Annotated in this window: 1 protein-coding gene; it reads right to left on the bottom strand. The window is 72.7% G+C overall.

Annotated features, from left to right (window positions below):
- On the bottom strand, nucleotides 1-403 hold a 403-nt coding region (locus ACLZOT_RS50215; protein ID WP_416976018.1), incomplete at both ends, for a M1 family aminopeptidase.

Here is a 403-nt window from a genome sequence, read left to right as displayed (position 1 = left end):
CGTCCGGAGACCTCCTCCGCCAGCGCGACGAAGTCCGCGGTCGAGGCGACGCCGTCCTGGTGGCGGCGCACCCAGAGGCGCTCCAGACGCTCGAAGGCCTGGCGTCCGATCTCCTGCCGCAGGGCGTACAGGATCAGGGCGGCACCGTCGTAGACGTTCGGCCGGAAGATCCCGTTCTTCTTGCCGGCGGCCGGTGCCTTGGGTGCCGCGGGCGGCCCGCCTGCCGCGCGCCAGCGGTCGGAGGCGGCGTACGCCGCCTTCATCCGCGCCTCCAGCGGCCGGTCGGCGGTCTCCGCCGCGTACAGGGCCTCGTACCAGGTGGCATGTCCCTCGCTGAGCCACAGGTCGGACCAGGTGCGCGGGCTGACGCTGTCACCGAACCACTGGTGCGCCAGTTCATGCA

The organism is Streptomyces sp. 4F14 (genome assembly GCF_048159485.1).
GTDB lineage: Bacteria > Actinomycetota > Actinomycetes > Streptomycetales > Streptomycetaceae > Streptomyces.
Note: the sequence above shows the minus strand (reverse complement) of the source record. Positions and strands in the feature narration are given on the sequence as shown.